19 protein-coding genes are annotated in these 18871 nt (G+C 43.5%); 11 read left to right on the top strand and 8 right to left on the bottom strand.

Annotated features, from left to right (window positions below; translation table 11 throughout):
* The first annotated feature begins 48 nt into the window (after positions 1 to 48).
* A complete protein-coding gene (locus JOC95_RS12265; RefSeq protein WP_204416627.1) occupies positions 49 to 921 on the top strand; it encodes an AraC family transcriptional regulator in 873 nt (290 codons plus the stop codon).
* Between the two features lie 598 nt (positions 922 to 1519).
* Here the strand turns inward: JOC95_RS12265 and JOC95_RS12260 are convergent.
* Positions 1520 to 3280 carry an alpha-glycosidase gene (locus tag JOC95_RS12260; protein ID WP_204417266.1) on the bottom strand — a complete coding sequence of 587 codons (1761 nt, stop codon included), beginning with the start codon at positions 3278 to 3280 and terminating at the stop codon, positions 1520 to 1522.
* Positions 3281 to 3721: 441 nt separating this feature from the next.
* Here JOC95_RS12260 and JOC95_RS12255 point away from each other — a divergent pair, with 441 nt between their 5' ends.
* From JOC95_RS12255 to JOC95_RS12235, 5 genes are all read left to right on the top strand, one after another.
* Positions 3722 to 5023, top strand: coding sequence for a sugar ABC transporter substrate-binding protein (locus tag JOC95_RS12255; RefSeq protein ID WP_204416625.1), 1302 nt, complete (start codon positions 3722 to 3724; stop codon positions 5021 to 5023).
* 82 nt (positions 5024 to 5105) lie between these two features.
* A complete protein-coding gene (locus JOC95_RS12250; RefSeq protein WP_204416623.1) occupies positions 5106 to 6398 on the top strand; it encodes a carbohydrate ABC transporter permease in 1293 nt (430 codons plus the stop codon).
* On the top strand, positions 6398 to 7240 hold the full coding sequence (locus tag JOC95_RS12245; RefSeq protein WP_204416621.1) for a sugar ABC transporter permease: 843 nt from the start codon (positions 6398 to 6400) through the stop codon (positions 7238 to 7240). Before JOC95_RS12250 ends, JOC95_RS12245 begins: the two co-directional genes overlap by 1 nt.
* 100 nt (positions 7241 to 7340) lie before the next feature.
* Positions 7341 to 8888: an alpha-amylase family glycosyl hydrolase gene (locus tag JOC95_RS12240; protein ID WP_204417264.1), complete on the top strand. Its 1548-nt coding sequence runs from the start codon at positions 7341 to 7343 to the stop codon at positions 8886 to 8888.
* Between the two features lie 99 nt (positions 8889 to 8987).
* Positions 8988 to 10028 (top strand): LacI family DNA-binding transcriptional regulator, encoded by a 1041-nt coding sequence (locus tag JOC95_RS12235; RefSeq protein ID WP_204416619.1) that lies wholly within the window; start codon positions 8988 to 8990, stop codon positions 10026 to 10028.
* A gap of 570 nt (positions 10029 to 10598) precedes the next feature.
* Here JOC95_RS12235 and JOC95_RS12230 read toward each other — a convergent pair.
* On the bottom strand, positions 10599 to 11462 hold the full coding sequence (locus JOC95_RS12230) for an SDR family oxidoreductase (protein WP_204416617.1): 864 nt from the start codon (positions 11460 to 11462) through the stop codon (positions 10599 to 10601).
* Positions 11463 to 11558: 96 nt separating this feature from the next.
* Here JOC95_RS12230 and JOC95_RS12225 point away from each other — a divergent pair, with 96 nt between their 5' ends.
* Complete coding sequence (locus JOC95_RS12225; protein WP_224839567.1) at positions 11559 to 12083, top strand: GNAT family N-acetyltransferase; 525 nt, start codon at positions 11559 to 11561, stop codon at positions 12081 to 12083.
* The gene (locus tag JOC95_RS12220) at positions 12083 to 12637 is read left to right on the top strand and encodes a GDSL-type esterase/lipase family protein (protein WP_204416615.1); all 555 of its coding nucleotides are present in this window, start codon (positions 12083 to 12085) and stop codon (positions 12635 to 12637) included. Before JOC95_RS12225 ends, JOC95_RS12220 begins: the two co-directional genes overlap by 1 nt.
* Positions 12638 to 12678: 41 nt before the next feature.
* On the opposite strand, the gene JOC95_RS12215 is transcribed toward JOC95_RS12220, so the two are convergent.
* Positions 12679 to 13170 (bottom strand): YajQ family cyclic di-GMP-binding protein, encoded by a 492-nt coding sequence (locus JOC95_RS12215; protein WP_204416613.1) that lies wholly within the window; start codon positions 13168 to 13170, stop codon positions 12679 to 12681.
* A gap of 160 nt (positions 13171 to 13330) precedes the next feature.
* Between JOC95_RS12215 and JOC95_RS12210 the strand changes: the two genes are divergently transcribed.
* A complete protein-coding gene (locus JOC95_RS12210) occupies positions 13331 to 14200 on the top strand; it encodes a CvfB family protein (protein ID WP_239582896.1) in 870 nt (289 codons plus the stop codon).
* A 322-nt stretch (positions 14201 to 14522) separates the two neighbouring features.
* On the opposite strand, the gene JOC95_RS12205 is transcribed toward JOC95_RS12210, so the two are convergent.
* The gene (locus JOC95_RS12205) at positions 14523 to 14654 is read right to left on the bottom strand and encodes a DUF3941 domain-containing protein (protein WP_204416608.1); all 132 of its coding nucleotides are present in this window, start codon (positions 14652 to 14654) and stop codon (positions 14523 to 14525) included.
* Positions 14655 to 14726: 72 nt separating this feature from the next.
* Positions 14727 to 15590, bottom strand: coding sequence for a DegV family protein (locus JOC95_RS12200; RefSeq protein WP_204416606.1), 864 nt, complete (start codon positions 15588 to 15590; stop codon positions 14727 to 14729).
* A 197-nt stretch (positions 15591 to 15787) separates the two neighbouring features.
* Between JOC95_RS12200 and JOC95_RS12195 the strand changes: the two genes are divergently transcribed.
* Positions 15788 to 16633: a YitT family protein gene (locus tag JOC95_RS12195; RefSeq protein ID WP_204416604.1), complete on the top strand. Its 846-nt coding sequence runs from the start codon at positions 15788 to 15790 to the stop codon at positions 16631 to 16633.
* A 49-nt stretch (positions 16634 to 16682) separates the two neighbouring features.
* On the opposite strand, the gene JOC95_RS12190 is transcribed toward JOC95_RS12195, so the two are convergent.
* The 3 genes from JOC95_RS12190 to JOC95_RS12180 form a co-directional block, all read right to left on the bottom strand.
* Positions 16683 to 16880, bottom strand: coding sequence for a DUF3813 domain-containing protein (locus JOC95_RS12190; protein WP_204416602.1), 198 nt, complete (start codon positions 16878 to 16880; stop codon positions 16683 to 16685).
* A gap of 3 nt (positions 16881 to 16883) precedes the next feature.
* Positions 16884 to 17036: a hypothetical protein gene (locus JOC95_RS12185; RefSeq protein WP_204416600.1), complete on the bottom strand. Its 153-nt coding sequence runs from the start codon at positions 17034 to 17036 to the stop codon at positions 16884 to 16886.
* Positions 17037 to 17128: 92 nt separating this feature from the next.
* The gene (locus JOC95_RS12180) at positions 17129 to 17935 is read right to left on the bottom strand and encodes a Cof-type HAD-IIB family hydrolase (RefSeq protein WP_204416598.1); all 807 of its coding nucleotides are present in this window, start codon (positions 17933 to 17935) and stop codon (positions 17129 to 17131) included.
* Between the two features lie 131 nt (positions 17936 to 18066).
* Here JOC95_RS12180 and JOC95_RS12175 point away from each other — a divergent pair, with 131 nt between their 5' ends.
* Positions 18067 to 18867, top strand: coding sequence for a prolyl oligopeptidase family serine peptidase (locus tag JOC95_RS12175; protein WP_204416596.1), 801 nt, complete (start codon positions 18067 to 18069; stop codon positions 18865 to 18867).
* Positions 18868 to 18871 lie beyond the last annotated feature (4 nt).

The following is an 18871-nucleotide window of genomic DNA, read 5'->3' as shown; positions in this document are numbered from 1 at the left end:
GAGATGATTTCGATACTTATTGGAGTATTACGACTTGAGGTGTAAAGAATGTCAATGATTGCGCTTTCCATTCCTCCTTTCCCGACGTTCATCAGGGGTGGGGAATTTACCTTCCAGAAAGGAAAGAAGCATTTTTCCCGGGTGTTTACGGTTTTTGATCTTCTCTATGTGACAAAGGGGAAGCTCTACATGCAGGAGGATGACAATAAATTTGAAGTGAAAGAGGGACAGTACGTGATTCTCGTACCTGGAAAGAGACATACGGGCTACCAGGGCTGTGACGAGGATACAACTTACTATTGGCTTCATTTTGTCATCCCTAATGACGCATATCAGGTTGTGGAAACGAAGGAACTCGATTGGTCCTATGTGTACAAGAAGGAGCCGACATTCATTGAAGCGGGTCACTATCTTTTTCATATCCCCCAATACGCCGAGGTGAAAAGAAGGGAGATTATTGAACAGCAGCTTGAAACCATGCTTAGTATCAGCGAAGGGGATGCACATCTCCCGGATGACTATCTTAAGCAGCAAATCTATTTTTCTGAGTTTATCCTGCAGCTGCAAAAGGAGGCATTCTCGATCCCGAGCGCAACAGAAAAAGTTTGCGAGCAGGCCATGAAGCTGATCCAGGACAACTATCAGAATCAGATAAGCATGACGTGGCTGAAGCAGGAGCTGAATTTTCATCCGGACTACATAACAAGATGCATGCAAAAAACAATCGGGATAAGCCCCATACAATATTTGACCCACTACAGGCTGCATCAGGCAAAACGCCTGCTCGTGGAGACGGAGTACAAAGTATCCACCATATCGAGGGAAGTTGGCATCGAGGACGTCACCTACTTCTCCAAACTCTTCAAGAAGATGGAAGGGGCGACACCGATGGAATACAGGAGGCTCGTGCATCGGAAGTAGTGGGAAGTTTTTCTGAGGTAGGGATTTTGCAGTGGTACAGGGGGCCAGGGATTGATGCATGAGCGACAGCGTGAAAGGCAGAATCGTACCGTGGTAGAGGGGAAAAACCGTGAGTGACGGTACGAAAAGAGAGTAATCGTACCGTGGTAGAGGGGAAAAAGCATGAGTGACGGCACGAAAAGAGAGTAATCGTACCGTGATATAGGTGAAAAAGCATGAGTGACGGCACGAAAAGAGAGTAATCGTACCGTAGTAGAGTAGGAAAAGCATGGGTGACGGCACGAAAAGAGAGTAATCGTACCGTGGTAGAGTAGGAAAAGCATGGGTGACGGCACGAAAAGAGAGTAATCGTACCGTGGTAGAGTAGGAAAAGCATGGGTGACGGTACGAAAAGCCAATAATCGTACCGTGTTTGTGGGGGGAAAGCATCAGTCACGGCACGAAAAAAGCAAAATGAATACCTACAAGGTTAAGGTGGTAAGAAAATCTGCCAGCAGCCCACATCCCTCCTAAAATAATCCGCACTCCCAAACCAACTCAACCAAAAAGCCTCATCTGCAAGCAACCTGGCATGCGGATGAGGCTTTCTAAAATTAACTTACATATAGGATAAAATCTGAAAACCGTAAGGAGGAAGCTTTGCCTGAAGCACTTCTGCTTCATATGCAAACTCCTCGTCGTTCCATATATCATTCAATACTTTTCCTTTTGTGCTTTCAGGCAAAGTCACAACCAATTCCTGATCGCTGTTATTCACGATGAACAGGATCGTTTCTTCATCAGATATTTTTTCGTACATCACATGATTGGTCTCATTGCTCGCCTGGATGAACCTTATATCCCCGTGATTACCAAAAGTTGCACGCTCTTTACGGAGATGGGTGAGTCTCTTCACGAATCCGAACATGTCCCCATCCTGATCTTCCTTTTCCCAGATCATACATTTGCGGCAACCTGGGTCCTGTTCTCCGGTCATGCTGATTTCGTCCCCATAATAAATGCAAGGTGCTCCTATAAAGGAAAGCTGGAAGAGGAACAAAAGCTTCAGTTTGTTCTTGTCATCTCCACAGATTGTCAAAATACGAGGAGTGTCATGACTTCCAAGTAGATTGAATGCTACTTCATTGACATTCTTCGGGTAGGAGTTCAGCACTTTGGTGATGGAGTTGGCGAAATCCTCTGCCTTTGTCACATTCTTGGCAAGGTAATCCAAAGTTGCGGTTGTAAAAGGGTAATTCATGACTGCGTCGAACTGATCGCCCTGTAGCCAAGGCATGGAATCGTGCCAGATTTCGCCAAGGATATAGACATCCTCTTTTTCCGCCTTTACTGCTTGTCTGAATTCTCTCCAGAACTGGTGGTCGACTTCGTTTGCTACGTCAAGTCTCCAGCCGTCTATGTCAAACTCACGGACCCAGTAACGTCCGACTTCAAGGAGATAGTCCTTTACTTCCTGGTTTTCCGTATTCAGCTTTGGCATGTCGGAAACGAAAGCGAATGCATCATAATTAGGCTTCGGCTTCGTTTGGACAGGAAAGTCCCAAATATGGAACCAGTCACTATACTTGGAATCCTTACCGTTTTTCAATACATCCTGGAAGGGTGCCCAGTAGTATCCACTGTGATTGAATACGGCATCGAGCATCACTTTTATGCCTTTATCATGGCAGACTTCCACAAGCTTTTTGAAAGTTTCCTTATCCCCGAATTGAGGATCGATTTCCATATAATCAATTGTATCGTATTTATGGTTAGAACGTGCTTTGAAGATAGGAGTGAAATAGATTCCCGTAATACCAAGATCTACAAGGTGATCGATATGCTCGATGACCCCCTCGAAATCCCCGCCAAACAGGTTGGTGGTACTAGGTTCGGTGCTTCCCCATGGAAGTGCACCCTCTGGATCATTATCCTTATTGCCGTTTGCAAATCTTTCAGGGAAAATTTGATACCAGATTGTATCCTTTGCCCATGCTGGCGCGCGGAATACATCTGCTTTATTCAAAAATGGAAAGCAGTAGTATAGGCCGCAATCCTTCGGTTCTTCTTCAAAAAAACCTTTTTCTGTAAGCGTCAGCTTTTCTTCACTTGAAGTAAGGGAGAATCCGTAGCGGAGCCTTCTGAATTCCGGGGAGACCTCTGCCAACCAATAATCATATAAATCATCAGAGCCAATCTTTGTCATAGGTGTTTTTGCAGAGACCCATTCGGAATTTTCCCAAACATATGGATCTCCATGGATAAGCTCCACGTTATCTACATCATTTTTCTTTGTCTGTAGACGGATATGAAGTGTAGTTTCATTGTATGCGTATGCAAAATTGTTTTTGGGGCGATGGTAGATCGCTTCTTTGAGCATCATGTATTCAACCTCTCCTTTATGCAATCGCTTGCATCTAATATGAGAAAAAAATGGTTGAAATCGCTTCATTGCCATTTTATTCAACATAACCTTATGTCAAATTGAAAAGGTTGTCAATGAAAAGCAAAACAACCGGGGGAGGATAGATGCTCAATTAATAGGCCAGCTATTGTAGGGGTCATGGATAATATAATAGAAAGTCAGATGTATCAAGGATTGGATGATAGTTTAGTAAATATAGATGGCTCTCGTTTCTATAAATATATCAAATTTTTTAAAAAAACTTGTTGTCAATTGGGCTAAAGCATGTATAATAAAAAGTGAAAGTTGTGCAATCGTTTTCACGAAAATGTAAGCGCTATATGATTTCGCTTACATGGGAATGCAACCGCTTGTACAATCTAGTAAAAGACATACTTAAATGACGGAGGGGTCAATATGAAGAAGTTCCTAGTAATGTTAATGGTTGCAGTACTTACTTTGGGCGTTCTTGCTGCTTGTGGTCCACAGCGTGATAGAAACGCGGGAGAAGGCAACGGCAATGGCAATGCTGCAAACAATGGTGAAGGTACGACAACTGAAGGTGTAGAAAAACCAGAAAAGCTTACAGTTTGGGTAAATGATCAAGAAGAGCAAAAAGCAGCTCTTGAAGAAATCTTCGCTGCATACACAGAAGAAACTGGAATCAAGGTAGAAGCTACTGGAATTTCCATGCTTGATCAAATCGAAGTACTAGCGCTGGACGCTCCATCTGGAAAAGGTCCGGATATTTTCTTCCAACCACACGATCGTATCGGTGATATCGTTCTTCAAGGTTTGGCTGATCCTATCGACTTAGGTGAAGATGCTAAGAAATACAGCGAAACTGCTATGAATGCAGTAACTGTTGACGGAGAAGTTTACGGTGTACCTCAAGTAATCGAAACTTACGGATTATTCTATAATAAAGATCTAGTATCTGCTGAAGAAGTTGCTACTATGGAAGGTTTAATGAAAGTTGCAGCTGATCAAACAGATCAAGCACAAGACAAATATGGTTTCTTAATGGAAGCAACTAACTTCTATTTCATCTATCCTTTCTTCGCTGGTAACGGCGGATATGTATTCAAGAACGATGGTTCTGGCTTCGATGCTAAAGATATCGGTCTTGCTAACGAAGGTGCTGTTGAAGGTGGAGAATTGGTACAATCTTGGTTCTCTAACGGTTACATCCCGAAAGAAATCAACGGAGACATCATGAATGGTCTATTCACTGGTGGAAAAGTTGCTTCTGTAATCACAGGTCCTTGGAATATCCCTACTTATAAAGAAGCTTTAGGGGACAAATTAGGTACTGCTACACTTCCAAAGCTTGACAATGGCGACGTTCCTAAATCTTTCGTTGGTGTTAAGACTTGGATGCTAAGCTCTTACTCTGAAAACCAAGAGTGGGCGATTGACTTGATGAAATTCGTTACAAACTATGACAATGCAATGAAATACTACTCTGCAGCTGGTGAAATGCCTGCACTTCAAGAAGCGCTTGATAGCGACGAAATCGCTAACGATGAGTTAATCGGTGCATTCGCAGAGCAAACTCAATACGGTGAGCCTATGCCAAACATTCCACAAATGCAACAAGTTTGGGAGCCTATGGGATCCGCTCTTCAATTCATCGCTAACGGCGACGATGTTGCTGATGTATTAGCAGAAGCGAAACAACAAATTGAAGATAAAATTGCTGCAAGTGGAGCACAGTAACAATTAAGAGGTAGAAGTTGGTGGATAGATGAAGCTTGCAGCTTGTCTATCCACTATTATTCTTTAAGAAGGAGGATCTGCTATGCCTGAGACAGCAACAACCACAATGCGGAAACATAACCCGACCTTAGCCATGATCCTTTCCATTTTGTTTGCAGGGTTAGGGCAACTGTATAACCGCAGATATGCGAAAGGTATTGCATTCATTATCATCGAGGCTTCATTTTTAATAACTTTCTGGAACTTTTTGAGCTGGGGATATTGGGGAATCTTCACACTTGGGGAAATCCCAAAGGTGGACCACTCCATATTTCTACTGATCCAAGGCTTGATTTCCATTATCATCACTGTATTTGCAGCTGGCCTGTATTACCTGAATGTCATGGATGCACGCAATAATGCCATCGATATTAAATTAGGTAAAGGTAAACCATCCATCAGAGAAGGACTTAAAAACTTCTATGACACCGGTTTTCCGTATTTCATGGTCATCCCTGGAATGATCATGCTAGTCTTTATCGTAGTATTACCGCTATTATTCATGGTTTCATTGGCTTTTACCGATTACAATCTCTATAACTCTCCACCTAGAAACCTTCTTAGTTGGGTTGGATTTGAGAACTTCATCAATCTGGTATCGATTCCACTTTGGAAATCCACATTTTTGAGTGTATTCTCATGGACGATTGTTTGGACTGTTGTTGCAACCACAACACAAATTGCACTAGGACTATTTTTGGCGCTGCTAGTTAACGACCCCCGTGTTAAATATAAGCGTTTCATCCGTACTATACTGATTTTACCTTGGGCAGTACCTGCTTTCGTTACAATCCTGATTTTCGCGGCAATGTTCAATGACCGATTCGGTGCCATCAACCGTGATATCCTTGGAACGATCGGCATGGCACTTCCATGGTTGACTGATCCATTCTATACAAAAATTGCAATCATCATGATTCAGACTTGGCTTGGATTCCCGTTCGTATTCGCTTTGTTCACAGGGGTTCTTCAAAGTATTTCGAAGGACTGGTATGAAGCTGCGGACGTGGATGGCGGAACACGTTTCCAGAAATTCCGTTTCATCACAATGCCACATCTCTTGTATGCTACTGCACCACTTTTGATCATGCAGTATGCAGGGAACTTCAATAACTTTAATATCATCTATCTATTCAATAATGGTGGTCCGGCAGTTCGCGGACAAAACGCAGGTGGATCGGATATCCTGATTTCCTGGGTGTTCAAATTGACGTTCGAGACGAACAACTATAACATGGCAGCAGCGATTTCCATTCTGCTTGGATTGATTGTAGCAGGCTTTGCCTTCTTCCAGTTCCGTCGTACTCGTTCGTTTAAAGAGGAGGGTAATATATAATGAACAGAAAAACAAAATCAAAGATCGAAGTATCACTGATCTATTTATTCCTGGGCTTCATGTTCATCATTATTGCCTACCCGTTATTGTGGACAATCGGTCTTTCCCTGAATCCGGGAACCAGCCTTTATTCCGCATCCATGATTCCTGAAAACTGGTCATTGGCACATTACAAGTGGCTATTTACGAGCCCGCAGAGTGATTATGTGCTTTGGTATAAAAACAGTATACTTGTGGCTGTCGCCAATGCATTCTTTTCTGTACTGGTAACATCCTTTGTTGCATACGCGTTTTCACGCTATCGTTTCCGTGGAAGAACTTATGGATTATATGCATTCCTGCTTCTCCAGATGTTCCCTGCATTGATGGCGATGGTTGCCATCTACATCATGCTGAACATGATTAAGCTAGATGACACATTAGTAGGTTTGACCCTGATTTATATCGGTGGCCAAATTCCATTTAACGCTTGGCTTGTTAAAGGGTATTTCGATACGATTCCAAAAGAATTGGACGAAGCGGCTCGCATGGATGGAGCAGGTCATTTTGGGGTGTTCTTTAAGATCATGCTTCCACTTGCCAAGCCTATCTTGGCGGTAGTTGCGCTATTTAACTTTATGGCGCCTTTCACGGACTTCCTATTACCGCGCATCATTTTAAGAAGCCCTGAAAACTTTACACTGGCATTGGGATTGTTCAACTTCATCAATGATCAGTTCGCCAACAACTTTACCCGATTTGCCGCAGGTTCGATACTCATCGCAATCCCGATTGCGTTGATGTTCCTATTCCTGCAACGTTATCTGATCGCAGGATTAACTGCCGGTGGTACAAAAGGATAATAATAGTATATAATCGTTTATGGAAAGCAAAGGTTCTTTTAATAGAAGGAACAAAAAGCGAAAACTACTAAAACGATTTTAAAGGAGGGAAGCGGAATTGATGAAAAGAGTGATGGGGCTCATTCTCATTCCGTTTCTTCTTTTTTCTGCATGGTTCGTACAACCAGTTCAACCTGTAAAAGCTGAAAAAGAAGAACACGCATGGCAAGATGAGATGATCTATTTTATTATGATCGACCGCTTTAACAATGGTGACACCACTAATGATTTCGACGTGAATCGTGATGATCCAAAAGCCTACCATGGTGGGGATTTCCGTGGAATTATAGAAAAGCTTGATTATATCAAGGACATGGGGTTTACAGCCATTTGGCTGACGCCCATCGTAAAGAATGAGGACAAGGGCTATCATGGCTATTGGACTGAGGATTTCTATGAAACGGAAGAGCATTTTGGGACTATTGAGGAATTTAAAGAGCTAGTAGAAGAGGCACACAAACGTGATATCAAAATCATCGTGGATATTGTAGTGAACCACACTGGCTATCAGCATGCCTGGCTGAAGGAACCGGACAAAGCAGATTGGTTCCATCCAAAGAAGGATGTCAGGGACTGGGAAGACCAGGATGAGGTCGAGAATGGCTGGATCTATGGCTTGCCGGACCTGAACCAGGAAAACCCGGAGACCCGCCAGTATTTGCTTGATATGGCAAAATGGTGGATTCAAGAAACAAATATCGATGGCTATCGACTTGATACCGTCAAACATGTTCCTAAAGAGTTCTGGACGGAATTTGCACAGGAAATGAAATCCGTGAAAGAAGACTTCTTTCTAATAGGGGAAGTCTGGAATGACGACCCGCGTTATGTGGCTTCATATGAGGAAACGGGGATCGATTCGTTCGTGGATTTTCCGACTTTTAATGAAATCACCCGTGTATTCTCTGCTCCAGATCAATCGCTGAGTCGTTTGGATACGGTATGGGCACACAATCAGACGTTCTACTCCAACCCGTATGTAATGGGAAAATTCATCGATAATCATGATGTAGAGCGATTTACGAGAGAGGCACTCAAGAAAAAGCAGCATCCGCCTGCAAGAATGAAGCAGGCTCTTGCTTATCTTTATACTGCACCTGGTATTCCAATTGTGTATTATGGAACGGAAATTGCCCTGGATGGCGGTAAAGACCCTGATAACCGCCGTGATATGAACTTTCGGGCGGATCAGGAAATCGTCGACTATATCACCAAGCTTGCAGAATTGAGAAAGAGCATGCCTGCACTGACACATGGAAGTTTCGAAATGCTTTATGAAGAAGGCGGCATGGCTGTCTTCAAACGTGAGTACAAGGAAGAAACTGTAATCATTGCAATCAACAATACAACAGGAACCCAAGTGGCCCCGATAGACCAGGAGAAATTGGGGGAAGACCTGCAGCTTAGAGGAACATTAAGCGATGAGCTTGTCCGAAATAAAGATGGTCAGTATCTGGTCAGCCTGGATCGCGAGACTGCAGAAGTGTATACGGTCAGCGAGGATACAGGGGTGAACGTTCCTTTTGTAACTGCCATGGGACTCATCTATGGGGGATTTATCGCATTCATCGCAGCAGCGATAATGAGGCGCAGAAAGAAAAAAGAATAAAATGGAGTGTGGACATTTCCCTCTTTGGGAAGTGCCCATATCCAATAATGTATCCGTTTACAAGTATGGAGTTTTATATAAAAGGGAGGGGATAGGTGCATGGCAGTTACGATAAAAGATGTAGCCAAGATTGCCAATGTTGCACCTTCCACAGTTTCTCGCGTGATCGCGAACAGTCCGCGCATAAGTGAAAAAACAAAGAAACGCGTGAGAGAAGCAATGGAAGAGCTTGGGTACCATCCGAACTTTATCGCTAGAAGTCTCGCAAACCAAACCACACAGGTCATTGGGCTTGTGATGCCAGCTTCAGCTGATAAAACATTTCAAAATCCATTTTTTCCGGAAGTGCTTAGGGGAATAAGTACAGCCGCACACGAAAAGCAGTATGCCCTTCAGATGTCCACCGGAGTGACGGCAAACGAGATCCTGGACGGTGTGATGCAGATGGTGCAAGGACGCAGGGTTGATGGAATCATCCTGCTCTACTCGGCAGTCGAGGATAAAATTATCAAGTATTTGCAAAAAGAGTGTTTTCCTTTTGTCGTAATCGGAAAGCCATTTGAGCAGGTGGAAGAGATTACACATGTGGATAATGATAATTACAGGGCAGCCAAAGAAGCGACAGAGCATCTGATAGACCTTGGACACAAGCGGGTGGCATTCGTCGGGGGAAGCATTCAGCTGGTAGTGACGATCGACCGCCTATTGGGCTATGAGAAAGCTTTGCGTACAGCGGAAATTCCCTACAAAGATGAATACATCATCCACGAGGAGTTCCTGAAAGAGGGAGGTCAGGAGGCGGTATCCGAACTGCTTAGCCTTGAAGAACCTCCTACTGCCCTAGTGGTAGCGGATGATCTGATGGCATTGGGGATCCTGAATACATTGCATGATATGGGAATCAATGTTCCAGAGCAGATGTCGATTGTCAGCTTCAACAATGTTCTGTTGGCAGAAGTGGCACGTCCGCCATTGACTTCTGTGGACATCAATATCTTTCAGCTTGGATTTCAGGCAGCAAAAACATTGATCCAGAAGGTGAAGGATCCAACAGAGCCGACAAAGCGGATCATCATTCCCCATGGTATGGTGAAGCGCCAGACGTGTAAGGAATATAAATGCAACACAGTGGAAAGCTAGTCTGAATTTTGGACTGGCTTTTTATATTTATTAATACATCCATGATAAACCCATTTAAAATGCGGATAACTATTTGTATAGCGTTTTATTTTTGGGTAAAAAATACAAAGCAAAGTTTGCCGAATCAAAAGCCCCGGATGATACCCTCACCCGAAGAAAACTTCGATAATGAGGGAATCAAAAGCCTTGAATGATACCCTCATCCGAAGAAAACCTCGGTATTGAGGGAATCAAAAGCCCTGAATGATACCCTCACCCGAAGAAAACTTCGGTAATGAGGGAATCAAAAGCCTTGAATGATACCCTCATCCGAAGAAAACCTCGGTAGTGAGGGAATCAAAAGCCCCGGATGATACACTCATCCAAAGGAAACCTCGGTAGTGAGGGAATCAAAAGCCCTGAATGATACCCTCATCCAAAGAAAACTCCGGTAGTGAGGGAATCAAAAGCCCTGAATGATACCCTCTTCCGAAGAAAACCTCGGTAGTGAGGGAATCAAAAGCCCTGAATGATACCCTCACCCAAAGGAAACCTCGGTATTGAGGGAATCAAAAGCTCCGGATGATACCCTCACCCATTCACAATTTTACCGCCATTCACATGCAAAATCTGCCCTGTCATGTAAGAGGAATCATCACTCGCAAGAAAAACGTAGCTTGGTGCGACCTCTTCCGGTTGTCCAGGACGCTTCATCGGGGTATTGGCGCCGAAACTTGCCACCTTGTCAGCCGAAAAAGTGGAGGGAATCAAAGGCGTCCATATCGGACCTGGCGCAACTCCGTTTACACGGATTCCCTTCCCTACCAGCTGCAGTGCAAGAGATCTTGTGAAAGTGACAATTGCCCCTTTTGTCGCAGAATAATCCAGCAAGGTTTCATTTCCGGCATAAGCTGTGACGGATGCCGTATTGATAATGGAACTTCCGCCTGCCAGATAGGGCAATGCAGCTTTTGTCAGATAGAAGAAGGAGAAAACATTCGTACGGAATGTCTTTTCAAGCTGTTCGGAAGTGATATCTTCTATCGATTCCTGCGGATGCTGTTCTGCTGCGTTATTCACAAGGATATCCAATTTATTGAAAGTGGTTATGCATTCATCGATGATCTTTTTGCAAAAAGATTCCTGTCCAATATCCCCTGCAATCAGATGACAACGGCGGCCTTCCTGTTCGACTTGCCTTTTTGTTTCATTGGCATCTTGATGTTCATTCAAGTAGACAATAACTACATCGGCTCCTTCTTTCGCAAAGAGGATTGCTGCTGCCCGTCCGATGCCACTGTCGCCACCGGTAATGATGGCCACCTTATCTTTTAGCTTACCGCTTCCCTTATAGGAAGAATCCTCTGATTTTGGGGCCGGCACCATCTCGGATTCTAGTCCCGGCTGCTGATTTTGATGCTGTGCAGGCAATGTTTTTTTTGTTTGATTTGACATGTGGACACCTCCAATAATTCTTTCATATTATTGGGAAAACGCTTATAATTTATCCTAATAAAGCTAGAACATTACAGTGGGAAATGAGGGGAAACGATGGGGGAGATAATAGTTCGCGAGGCAACCAAGGATGATGCTTCTTCAATGATTGAACATAGCAGGATAGCATATTCAGAAAGCAGGAACCTACTGACAACGCCTGAGGAATTCACTATTACGGTTGAAGAGGAGCTCCGCTGGCTTGCAGATATGAAGGCCAAAAACAATCTTGTACTAGTAGCGGAACAAAATAACAGGATAATCGGTATGCTTAGTGCGCAAAGGGGATCAAGAAAACGGGTGCAGCATAATTGCTATTTAGGAATCAGCATCCAGGAAGCTTATTGCAATAACGGGCTCGGCACCAGGATGATCACTATGCTTTTGGATTGGGCCGCTATGGATCCGATCATTGAAAAAGTCACCCTGGAAGTTTTCTCACACAATGATAGAGGAATACATGTATATGAAAAGCTTGGCTTCAAGGTGGAGGGCAGAAAAGAAAAGCATGCAAAGTTTGAAGATGGTACATATGCAGATGAATATGTGATGGGCCGATTTGTAAAGGGGAGTGGAAATTAGTGAAAACGTTGGTATGCTTTGGTGATAGCATCACGGCACGGGAACTTGATGAAAATGGGCGTGATAGACTGACACCCCGGATCGCAAAGGAAATGCCGGATTGGAAGGTTGTGAACAGTGGGGTATCGGGGAACACCACTGTCGATGCGCTATTGCGTATCGAAGAGGATGTTTTGGCACTCTCTCCGGATTTTGTCACCGTGCTCTTGGGAGCCAATGATTCTGCGATTCACCGGAATGTAGATATAGAATTGTACGAAGAAAATATTAGGAAAATCACTAGCTTGATCGGTCCTGAAAAAACATTGTTAATCAGTGCAGCACCGGTGGTCGAGTCCAGGCAGGATGCACGGAAAAATGATACGCTCCAAGATTTTGCAAGAGTGGTGGAACGCGTTGCGGCTGATACAGGCGCTTACTATCTTAATTTTTTTGAAAAGATGATCGGGCACCCGGGATATGAGGACTTCCTTACGGAGGACGGCTTACATTTCAATTACAAGGGTTACGAATTCCTATCACATGCAGTACTGACGAAATTAAAAAGTATCTAAAAAAGTGCCAGGCACCTATCGAGGTGCCTGGCACTATGTATTTAACGATAATTCACAAACTGAAGGTCGATATCAAGGTCAGCTGCCCTTAATGCGGCAATGACCTGCTGGAGGTCATCACGGTTTTTGCCGGTGACACGCACCTGGTCGTCCTGGATCTGGGTTTTTACCTTCAATCCGGAATTCTTGATGATGGTATTGATTTTTTTTGTATTCTCTTTATCGATGCCTTGAACCAAAGTTCCACGCTGGCGAACAGCCCCTTTGGATGCATCCTCGATTTTTCCGTATTGAATGTTCTTTGTTGGGACGTTTCGTTTGATCATCTTACTTACCATGACATCCTTCAGCTGATCGAGCTTGAATTCGCTGTCGGAAAGCAGCACAAGTTCTTCCTTCTCAAGCTTGATGTCACTCACAGAGCCTTTGAAGTCGAATCGGTTTTGAATCTCTTTCAAGGCAATATTGATGGCGTTTGTTACTTCTGCTAAATCTACTTTTGAAACAATATCAAAGGAGCTTTCTTTAGCCATGGGAAATCCCTCCATTTAAGGTTTAATATTTTACCAAAAGGCAATAGAATAAAAAAAACATCGCATTCTGTTCTTAATTATAGTAGAATGAAGCGGTTTGGACAACTTAATGAAAGTCGGGTACACTTTACATAAGAACGGATGAAAAGGAATGGTAAGAATGACTTTGGAAACAGGTACAGTTTTGGAATTGACAGTGGATAGGGAAACCCCACTTGGATATATGCTTACAGATGGCGAAGAGACCATCCTGCTTCATAAGAATGAGGCGACAAGGGAACTAGAGCAGGATGAAAAGGTGGAGGTCTTTCTCTATTCTGATCAGAAAAGCCGCATTACTGCAACGATGACCATCCCCAAAGGCCTAAATGGTCATGAATGGATGGAAGTGGTGGAAGTTCTGCAAGGGCTTGGCGTTTTCATCAACATAGGAATTGCGAAGGATGCTTTGATTCCTGAAGACGATCTACCGGTATTTGAAGATGTTTGGCCAGAAGTGGGAGATCTTCTATTATGCCGCGTGAAGACGGACCGCAGGGGAAAATTGATTGGTAAGCTTGCGTCTCAGGATGTCATGCTGGACCGCTCCATCCAGGCTCCCTCAGATATCGTAAACCAGAATGTCCAAGGAACGATTTACCGATTGCTGAAGGTCGGCAGCTATATGATCACCAATGAAGGTTATGTAGGGTTCATTCACCATTCCGAACGAAAGGTAGAGCCAAGATTGGGCAGTATTGTCGAAGGCAGAGTGATCGGTGTGAAGGACGATGGAACCATTAATGTCTCCTTGCTTCCAAGAAAACAGGATGCCATGGACGATGATTCCAAAGCGATCATGGATTACCTTGAGCTGCGCGGTGGCGCAATGCCATACAGCGATAAGAGTGCACCGGAGGATATCAAAGAACGCTTCCTTATCAGCAAGGCTGCATTCAAGCGTGCAATGGGGAAACTTCTCAAGGAAGGCCTGGTTACGCAGAAGGAAGGCTGGACTTATTTGAAGAAAGAGGAAGAGCAAGGGGAATAGGTTTTACACTTTGATTAAGCGTGTGGTGGTGAACCCGCGCTTTTTTTATTTGGAGGGCGGGGATTGCTTGGGTGTAGGTGGTTTGTGTATGAGTGTCGAATTGTGTCGGCAAATGTAGTTTCGTCGATATCAGAGTGGTTTTCGTGGATAAATGAAAACTTTCGTTGATATCCCATTGTAAATCGTTGATATATAAAATTTTTCATTGATATATGACCCAAAACCGTTGATATCCTGAAAATGGCTAGTCCAGAACGTCTGGGAAGCGCATTATATAGGACATTAAATCAAAAAAGCCCGGCTCCAATGCCGGGCTTTCCCATTATAGATGATCTGTTTTCTTGGAATACTGACGTTCGCCATTTTTTTGGCTCTTTTCGCGTTCCATGTTCTTTTCGTGGCGTTTGGCGTTATTATCTTTCGCCTTTTTATCATTATCGCTTGTATGTGGCATCAGGATGTACCCCTTTCAAATTAAAGATAGAAATAGGTTATCCAATTGCCAGAGCTACTATGTGCCGGTTAATTATGCTTTGTCATCGTTCAGGAAGAATAACGCAATCGTCCCTGGTCCTGCGTGTGCGCCGACAGCTGAACCGATCGTGGTGATAGTGAAGTTGCTGTTATCCGAAGATTCCTGTATCATCTCCTGAAGTGCAATGGCAGTCACTTCATCATCCCCGTGGCTAATGCCTACCCGTTGATTTTTAGCGGTGAATCCATTTCGCTCTTTCATGACCTCGAACATCCTGCGAAGCACTTTTTTTCGGCCGCGGATTTTTTCAAGTGGAATGAGCTTTCCATCCTCCATATGCAACAAAGGCTTGATATTCAATAGTCCTCCGACAAATGCGGATGCCTTGCTGACACGGCCGCCCCGAGCCAAATAATCGAGATTATCCACTGTGAAGACATGCTCCATATGGGAGATATCATAAGCGATTTGAGCTAAGATGTCTTCCTTGGAAGAGCCGTTTTCAGCTAATTCTGCTGCATGCTTCACGACAAGTCCCAAACCGAGGGAAGCGCATTTTGAGTCGATGATGGTGAGATCAAGGTTTGGGTGGTCCTCCATGACTTCTTGCCTCATCAATACGGCTGTTTGATATGTACCAGATAATTCAGAGGAAAAGGCGATATAGATGGCAGTTTGACCTTTTTCTGCAATTTCTGTAAAAAGTTCTTTCATCATGTTCGGGGATGCCTGGGAGGTTTTGACAACCTGTCCTTCCCGCATGGCATTATATACAGTAGAGGAATCAATCGTTACCATATCCTCATATTCCGTTTCGCCGAATAAGACTTTCAGTGGAATCAGAGCCACATGTTCCTGGTTAAAAAAGTCTTTTGATAAGTCGCAGGCACTATCTGCAATGATTTTTATTGTCATTCTGTCACCTTCTTTATTATACTTACATCCATGTATTCTTTTTGTTCCCTGCCGTGGAAGATTACTCCTTTTTTTCAGTTTACCTATTAAACGGAAACTCTTCAAGAAAAGAAATCGCAGCAATCGTTTGAGATGGGTAAAAAGAGGAAAAATACATAGAATAAGGCAGTAGGTTGGTTAGGAGGTTATTGATTCATATGATGATGCAGCAGCATGTGAAGAAAGTATTGATCGTATTGGTCGGGGCATTTTTAAATGCCATCGCAATGAATTTTTTCTTGATACCCGCAGATGTTTACGCAAGTGGATTTACCGGGGTATCTCAATTGATATTCCGTATTTCCGAGGATTATTTTCCGTTTACCATTTCCACAGGTATATCGTTGTTTCTCTTAAATATCCCTGTGACGATTTTAGCATGGAAAAAGGTAGGACGTTCTTTTACCATTTATAGTTTCCTAAGTGTTTTCCTGATGTCCCTGTTTCTCGAAATTGTCCCTATCTATAAGGTGAATGATGATATTCTGCTCAATGCAGTATTCGGTGGGGTCATTGCAGCTGTCGGGGTTGGACTGACACTGAAGTGGGGAGCCTCTACAGGTGGATTGGACATTATCGCAATGATCCTTTCCCGTATGAAGGACAAGCCTGTTGGGACCTACTTCTTCGCATTGAATGCCGTGATCATCATTACCGCCGGACTCATGTTCGGGTGGGAAAAAGCGCTTTATACACTTGTGACGCTTTATGCATCAACAAGGGTGATTGATGCGATTCATACGCGACATGAGAAATTGACGGCCATGATTGTCACGAAAAAAGGCAAGGATGTCAAAGATGCGATCCATGCCAAAATGGTGCGAGGCATTACATCTGTTCCTGCCAAGGGTGCATTTACCGGAGAGGACAAGGAAATGCTGATGATTGTCATCACACGATATGAAATGTATGATCTAGAACGGATCATCAAGGAAGCCGACCCAAATGCATTCACCAATATCGTTCAGACAGCCGGTATTTTTGGATTTTTCCGCAAGGACTAAAAAACAGAAAACAGCGCAGCCATCCTTTAAGCGTGGCTGCGCTGTTTTTTCATTTGCTTTCTAATGCTTGCAAACGGTCCTGCAGTTCCCGAAGCTGGCGTTGTTCCGCTTCGGTTGTGTTTGCATAGGCGGAGGATAATGCGTTTTTTGCAACATCTATTTCATTTTGTACCGATGAAGCATGCATATGGGCATTTTCCGCATTCATGACTGCTTCACGTGCGGATTGAAATAGCTGATTGCCCATGGACTAAAACCCTCCAAGAGAGTTCTGCTCGGCCTTTTGGGCTTTGCGTTCCTCTGCCTGTTCCATTGTCAGATGGTAAGGGATCTGCTGATCATGCTGCTGCACAGAGTTCTTTCCTTGTTGTACAAAACGTTTGGATTTGCTGCTTCTACCCATTATGAAAACCCCCTTTTCATATAGGACAACAAGCGTCCACTATATAGTGTAAGACAATCGGGCCGAATTATTTGAACAAAAAATTGGCAAGATCAAAGCTTCAAGTATTTTTCGAGGAATACGGCTATTCCGTCCTCCTGGTTGGACAGGGTGGTTTCCTTTGCTTTCTCTTTAAGTCCGTCTATCGCATTCCCCATTGCAATCCCAACCCCGGCAAATTCAATCATTTCATAATCATTATCCTCATCCCCGAAAGCAATGATGTTATCCGGTGGGATATTATAGTAATTGGAAATGCGTTTCAGTCCCACTGCTTTGCTCATTCCGGTGCGCACAATTTCAATCACATGCCATGGTGCCGCCCAGCGTCGATGGTCTATCACTTCAGCGTGGACTTCTGTCAGGTATTTTCTAATTTTCGCTACTTCCGCTTCGCTTGCGTGGATCAGAATACAGGTGGGATCCTTTTTCAGTACCTGGCGCAGATCTCCGGTTTCCATTTTGGGATTACCGAATCCGAAGATGTCCAATAGCTTTTCATCATGGAAATGAAAATAAACATCATCGATCACTTCCGCCAAAATATTATGTATTTGATATTTTTCACTGACTTCTATGATTTCTTTTACGGTGGAGAGATCCAATGGTTCATGATAGACACCCCATTCATCATTACCGGGAAAATGGACGAAGGCCCCGTTAAAATTGACGATCGGAGTGGTCAATCCCAATTCCTCATAGTACATGGAGCTTGCACGATATGGGCGGCCAGTGGCGATGACCACTTCATGGCCCTGTTCACGCGCTTTTTGAAGGGCGAGTTTATTCCTTGATGAGATTTTTTTATCGTCGGTTAATAATGTTCCATCTAAATCGACTGCTATTAAATGTTTTTCCAACGAAACCAAACTCCTTTAGCACTTACATATATTATCTTTCCTATTTCAAGTGTAACCTTTTTCAAATTTAACTGTCTACATGTTACACTTATCAAATATAAGATAACTTTAATCCTTGAGGGGGAAATGTAATGATACAGGTAACCAAAGGAACAACAGGAGCCGTTTCTTTTTTACATATAAGCGAGGCAACTGCGGCACATAGGCCCAAACCGACTGTCATCTTTTTCCATGGATTTAAAAGTGCCAAGGAAAATAATCTGCATTATGCATATTTATTGGCGGAAAAGGGGATAAGGGTCATTTTGCCGGATTGTATCCATCATGGGGACCGTGACAGTGGCCTATCATCCATTCAATTGACACAATCATTTTGGGAGGTCGTCATTCAGTCCATACACGAACTGGAAATACTTAAAGAATATTTGGTGGACCAGGGGTTGTCACAGGAAAAAGAAATTGGTGTAGCTGGTACTTCCATGGGAGCGATCATTACATTTGGGGCATTGAAAAAATATCCATGGATTAAAGCGGCTGTAAGCCTGATGGGATGTCCAAGCTATCAGGTGTTTGGCAAGTGGAAAATCGATCAAGTACTGGAAATGGGTTTTACGTTACCATTTGATGAGGGTCAGATTAAACAATATTTGGATAAACTCGCAGCCTATGACCTTTCACTTGAACCGGAAAAAATGAATGGGCGCCCACTCCTTTGCTGGCACGGGTCACAGGATCAGGAAGTACCAGTTGAGCCAGTTATCGGGTTTGTAAAAACTTTAAGAGGTTATTATAAGAATAACCCGCAAAATATCGGACTTATCATTGATGAACAAGCCGATCATAAGGTATCCCGTAAAGGAGTGCTTGCAACAGTGGATTGGTTCGCCACTCATATGGGAAGCAACATTGAAAGCCAATTGCAAAAAAAATAGTGGA

It is taken from the genome of Sutcliffiella tianshenii, from assembly GCF_016908565.1.
GTDB classification, from domain to species: domain Bacteria; phylum Bacillota; class Bacilli; order Bacillales; family Bacillaceae_I; genus Sutcliffiella_A; species Sutcliffiella_A tianshenii.
Note: the sequence above shows the minus strand (reverse complement) of the source record. Positions and strands in the feature narration are given on the sequence as shown.

Bases quoted from the DNA above. Each gene is read 5' to 3' on its own strand.
- JOC95_RS12265 (WP_204416627.1), top strand. From the start codon at position 49: ATGTCAATGATTGCGCTTTCCATTCCTCCTTTCCCGACGTTCATCAGG.
- JOC95_RS12260 (WP_204417266.1), bottom strand. From the start codon at position 3,280: ATGCTCAAAGAAGCGATCTACCATCGCCCCAAAAACAATTTTGCATAC.
- JOC95_RS12255 (WP_204416625.1), top strand. From the start codon at position 3,722: ATGAAGAAGTTCCTAGTAATGTTAATGGTTGCAGTACTTACTTTGGGC.
- JOC95_RS12250 (WP_204416623.1), top strand. From the start codon at position 5,106: ATGCCTGAGACAGCAACAACCACAATGCGGAAACATAACCCGACCTTA.
- JOC95_RS12245 (WP_204416621.1), top strand. From the start codon at position 6,398: ATGAACAGAAAAACAAAATCAAAGATCGAAGTATCACTGATCTATTTA.
- JOC95_RS12240 (WP_204417264.1), top strand. From the start codon at position 7,341: ATGAAAAGAGTGATGGGGCTCATTCTCATTCCGTTTCTTCTTTTTTCT.
- JOC95_RS12235 (WP_204416619.1), top strand. From the start codon at position 8,988: ATGGCAGTTACGATAAAAGATGTAGCCAAGATTGCCAATGTTGCACCT.
- JOC95_RS12230 (WP_204416617.1), bottom strand. From the start codon at position 11,462: ATGTCAAATCAAACAAAAAAAACATTGCCTGCACAGCATCAAAATCAG.
- JOC95_RS12225 (WP_224839567.1), top strand. From the start codon at position 11,559: ATGGGGGAGATAATAGTTCGCGAGGCAACCAAGGATGATGCTTCTTCA.
- JOC95_RS12215 (WP_204416613.1), bottom strand. From the start codon at position 13,170: ATGGCTAAAGAAAGCTCCTTTGATATTGTTTCAAAAGTAGATTTAGCA.
- JOC95_RS12210 (WP_239582896.1), top strand. From the start codon at position 13,331: ATGACTTTGGAAACAGGTACAGTTTTGGAATTGACAGTGGATAGGGAA.
- JOC95_RS12205 (WP_204416608.1), bottom strand. From the start codon at position 14,654: ATGCCACATACAAGCGATAATGATAAAAAGGCGAAAGATAATAACGCC.
- JOC95_RS12200 (WP_204416606.1), bottom strand. From the start codon at position 15,590: ATGACAATAAAAATCATTGCAGATAGTGCCTGCGACTTATCAAAAGAC.
- JOC95_RS12195 (WP_204416604.1), top strand. From the start codon at position 15,788: ATGATGATGCAGCAGCATGTGAAGAAAGTATTGATCGTATTGGTCGGG.
- JOC95_RS12190 (WP_204416602.1), bottom strand. From the start codon at position 16,880: ATGGGCAATCAGCTATTTCAATCCGCACGTGAAGCAGTCATGAATGCG.
- JOC95_RS12185 (WP_204416600.1), bottom strand. From the start codon at position 17,036: ATGGGTAGAAGCAGCAAATCCAAACGTTTTGTACAACAAGGAAAGAAC.
- JOC95_RS12175 (WP_204416596.1), top strand. From the start codon at position 18,067: ATGATACAGGTAACCAAAGGAACAACAGGAGCCGTTTCTTTTTTACAT.